This is a genomic window from Salipiger sp. (assembly GCF_059781815.1).
Genome location: NZ_JBYNAH010000318.1, coordinates 1 through 3,971, shown reverse-complemented (window position 1 = coordinate 3,971; position 3,971 = coordinate 1). Strand labels below are relative to the sequence as shown.

Genomic DNA, 3,971 nt, shown 5'->3' with positions numbered 1-3,971 from the left:
GGGGGCGCTGCCCCCGGACCCCCGGGATATTTTCGGCCAGAAGAAGACAGGGGCGTCAGGCGTGCGGTGCGCTTGCCGCCCTTTTCTTGTCTGGGTTGGTCAGAGCGTGGCGATGAGCTGTAGGCCCTGATCGGTTTGTTTGAGGCGCAGGATGTCGGAGGGGCCGCCTTCGGTGATCGTGCCAATCGTTTCCGGCATGTTTGCCAGCCGCGCCGGGATCGAGCTTGCCATGGCGAGGGCGCGCTCGAGCGGCAGGTCGAGCTCTCTGACCAGCAGGGTGATGGCGCGGGTGAGGTCGAGATCGGCCCCGGCCAGCGTGCCGTCTTGCAGGACGAGTTTGCCATCGGCGCGGGTGATCTCGCGGCCGTTGAGGCGGAAGCTCTTTGCCTCGGTGCCGGCCACGGCCATGGCGTCGGTGACGAGGAAGATGCCCTCGGGCTTGGCGGCCAGCGCGATGCGCATCGCGGCCGGGTGCACATGCACGCCATCGGCGATCAGCCCCGCCGCAAGCCCCCCGGTGGTGAGTGCCGCGCCCACGACCCCGGGCGCGCGCTTGTCGAGCCCGGACATGGCGTTGAACAGATGCGTCACGTAGCGGGCGCCGGCGCGGGCATAGGCGCGGCAGGTGTCGTAATCGGCATCGGTATGCCCGATCGAGACCAGCGCGCCGGCCTCGGCGAGGGCCGAGACCTGCGCCTCGGTGGTACTCTCGGGGGCGACGGTCACTTTCAGCACAGGCAGGCGGCGGGCGGCATCGCAGAGCATCTTCAGATCGGCCTCGGTCATCGGGCGGATCAGCGCACCGTCATGGGCGCCCTTGCGCGACGGCGCCAGGTGCGGGCCCTCGAGATGCAGGCCGCCGATGCCAGGCACGCCCTCGGCGATGGCCTGCGCCACCACCTCGATGGCGGCGTGGCTGCGTTCGGGGGTGTCGGTGATCAGCGTGGGAAGGATCGTGGTGCTGCCGAGCCGGCGGTGGGCCTCCGCGATGGTCGCGAGATCCGCCACGCTGGGGCCGTCATTGACCATCACCCCGCCGCCGCCATTGACCTGCAGATCGACATAGCCCGGCGCCAGCAGGTCACCGTCGAGATCGACGCTCTCTCCGCCCGGCGCAAGCTCGGCCTCGAGGGCCAGCGCCGTCACGCGGCCGTCGGTGCAGCGCAGGGCAAAGCCGTGCAGCAGGCGCTGGCCGTCGAAGATCGGGCCGCCGCGATAGGTGATGTCGGTCATGGTCATCCGCGCTGAGACAGGGTCTGCGCGACCCTAGGAAAGCCGCGCGGCGGCTGCAATGGGCAGCTCAGACCAGGCTGCTGGTGGCCAGCTCGGTGATCTCCTGGGTGATGTCCTCCTGGCGCAGGCGGCGGGCCTCGCCGATCATCTCCAGCAGGCTCTCGGAGACGTTGTCCTTCGCGGCCACCATGGCGCGCATCCTGGCCTCGTTCTCGGCGGCGAAGGCCAGCATCACCGCCTCGATCAGCTCGGCGAAGATATGCTCCTCGACGAGCTGCGCCAGCAGGCGCTCTGGCGGCAGAGTGACGCGCGGCGGGGCGCGGCGGGCCGAGGGGCGGAAGCGGGCGTAATCGAAGGGCACCAACTCCTTGACCCGGATCTTCAGGGCGCCGCCGGAGCCGGGATCTGCGTGGACCAGCGTCACCCGGGTCACCGCCTCGCGGGTGATGCGGCGGAACAGCGCGTCGGTCATCCGTGTGGCGAGCTCAGGCGCCTGCGAGGGATGCGAGATCATCGATGCGAACCAGGCGATGGCGAGGCCACGCTCCTCGGCGACGTAATGCCCACGATCGCCGATCACCACCAGCTCGCAGGTCTCGTCCCAGAGCGGCTCGACGGCCTGGAACACCTTGTCGGAATAGGTGCCGGCAAAGCCCTGCTCGGCGGCGAAGAGCACCACCAGCCGGCGGCCCTCTCCCCGGTGCAGCGGCGCGTCGAGGTCCAGATCGGGCGAGAAGCTCAGCGCCTCGCCGATCGCGTCGCCGATGGTGGTGGCATAGGCGCGGATGCTGTCGAGATGGCGCTGCGCCTCCTGCACCCGCGCCGCCGCGAGCCCGCGCATGGCGGAGATCACCGCATCGAGCTTGTGCACCGTGACGATGCGTTTCTCGACCTCTGAGAGCCGGCTGCTCATGCCTCCTGGGCCTCCTGTTCGCGGAACTCCCCGGCCAGCCGCGTGACCGCCGCGACCAGCGCGGCGCGGGCGTCGTCGCTCAGCGCGCGGGTCTCGCTCACCTCGGCCACCGCGGCGGCGGCATCGGCGTTGAGGCGGGCGGGCAGCCGGCCCCGCAGCTCGGCCATGCGCGCCAAGGGCACGGTGTCGAACACGCCCTCGGCCAGTGCCGCCAGGAGCGCCACCTGGTCGACCAGCCGCAGACCGGAGAAGCGCGGCTGGGTGAGCAGCGCGCGGATGCGTTCGCCGCGGGCGATCTGCGCCTTGACGCGCGGGTTCTCGATGCCGCCGAAGCGGGTGAACATCTCGAGCTCCTGGAACTGCGCGTAATCGAGCCGCACCCGGCCCGAGACCTTGCGCAGCGCCGGGGCCTGCGCCTTGCCGCCGACCCGGCTCACCGAAAGCCCGACATCGACCGCCGGGCGCAGGTTGGTCGAAAAGAGATGCGTGTTGAGCACGATCTGGCCATCGGTGATCGAGATCAGGTTGGTGGGGATGTAGGCCGAGAGGTTGCCGGCATCGGTCTCGGCCAGCGGCAGCGCGGTGAGCGAGCCGCCGCCGAGCTCGGGCGAGAGTTTGGCCGCGCGCTCGAGCAGGCGGGCATGGAGGTAGAACACATCGCCCGGATAGGCCTCGCGGCCCGGCGGCTCGCGGGTCAGCAGGGCGAGCTCGCGGTGGGTGGCAGCGTGCTGGGTCAGGTCGTCGATGACGATCAGCGCGTCCTGCCCCTTGTCGCGGAAATGCTCGGCCATCGACATGCCGGCGAAGGGCGCGATCCATTGCAGGCCGGGGGCCGCCGAGGCGCTGCCGACAACGAAGATGCAGCGCTCGATGGCGCCGTGCTCGCGCACCGCCGCGACCACGCGCTCGATCGCCGTGGCGCGCTGGCCGACGGCGACGTAGACGCAGATCACGTCGCTGTGCTTCTGGTTGATGATCGCATCGACCGCCAGCGCGGTCTTGCCGGTGGCGCGGTCGCCGACGATCAACTCGCGCTGCCCGCGGCCCAGCGCAAAGAGGCTGTCGACCACCAGCACGCCGGTCTCGAGCGGCTCCGACACGAGCCCGCGCTCGATGATCTCGGGCGCCGGGCGCTCGACCGGGAGCCAGTCCTCCGGGGCCGGCGCGGCGCCGCCGTCGAGCGGGCGCCCCAGAGGATCGACGATGCGGCCAAGAAAGCCGTCGCCCACCGGCACCCGCAGCACCTCGCCGGTATCGCTGACCTGATCGCCCACCGCCACGCTGGCGGTCTCGTCGAGCAGCACGGCGTTGATCTCGTCGGGGCCGAGGCTGTGGGCGAAGGCGAAGGCACCGCTCTCGACGCTCAGAAGCGCGCCGAGGCTCACCGAGGGCAGGCCCGAGACATGCGCGATGCCGTCGGCAAGCTGGACCACGCGGCCCACCGCCTTGGCCTCGGGCTTGAGCTCGGTCCCGGAAAGCTGGGCGCGGCTGCGCTCGAGCCAGTCGGTGTCGGTGCTGCGATCAGTCATGGCGTGTCAGCTCCGCTGTGATCCGGGAGAGGTCGGCCCGGAAATGGTTGCGCACGATGGCGTTGGTGGCGTCGAGCTCGAGCCCCGCGATGAGATCGGGATCCTCGCTGATCTCGAGCGGCAGCGTGCGGCCCAGCGTCTCGGCCAGCCGCGCTTCGAGCGTGGCGCGCTCCTCGGGCAGCAGCATGCGCGCGGCGCGCACCGGCACCGGGCCATCGCTGCCCAGACGGTCGCGCACCGGGGCGGGCAGCTCGGCCACCGCCGCCACCAGCCCGTCGATGAAACCGGCGGTGAGC

4 protein-coding genes are annotated in these 3,971 nt (G+C 71.1%); all 4 read right to left on the bottom strand.

The genetic code is table 11. The features are described 5' to 3' along the window. Nucleotides 1-99 precede the first annotated feature (99 nt). Nucleotides 100-1,239, bottom strand: coding sequence for an N-acetylglucosamine-6-phosphate deacetylase (nagA, locus tag AC6RA4_RS23790; RefSeq protein WP_500164529.1), 1,140 nt, complete (start codon nt 1,237-1,239; stop codon nt 100-102). Nucleotides 1,240-1,300: 61 nt separating this feature from the next. Then, nucleotides 1,301-2,146 carry a F0F1 ATP synthase subunit gamma gene (locus tag AC6RA4_RS23785; RefSeq protein ID WP_500164527.1) on the bottom strand — a complete coding sequence of 282 codons (846 nt, stop codon included), beginning with the start codon at nt 2,144-2,146 and terminating at the stop codon, nt 1,301-1,303. Continuing rightward, on the bottom strand, nt 2,143-3,675 hold the full coding sequence (locus AC6RA4_RS23780; RefSeq protein WP_500164525.1) for a F0F1 ATP synthase subunit alpha: 1,533 nt from the start codon (nt 3,673-3,675) through the stop codon (nt 2,143-2,145). Before AC6RA4_RS23780 ends, AC6RA4_RS23785 begins: the two co-directional genes overlap by 4 nt. Next, nucleotides 3,668-3,971: F0F1 ATP synthase subunit delta (locus AC6RA4_RS23775; protein ID WP_500164523.1), on the bottom strand; the 304-nt coding region annotated here is incomplete at its 5' end. The genes AC6RA4_RS23780 and AC6RA4_RS23775, both read right to left, overlap by 8 nt.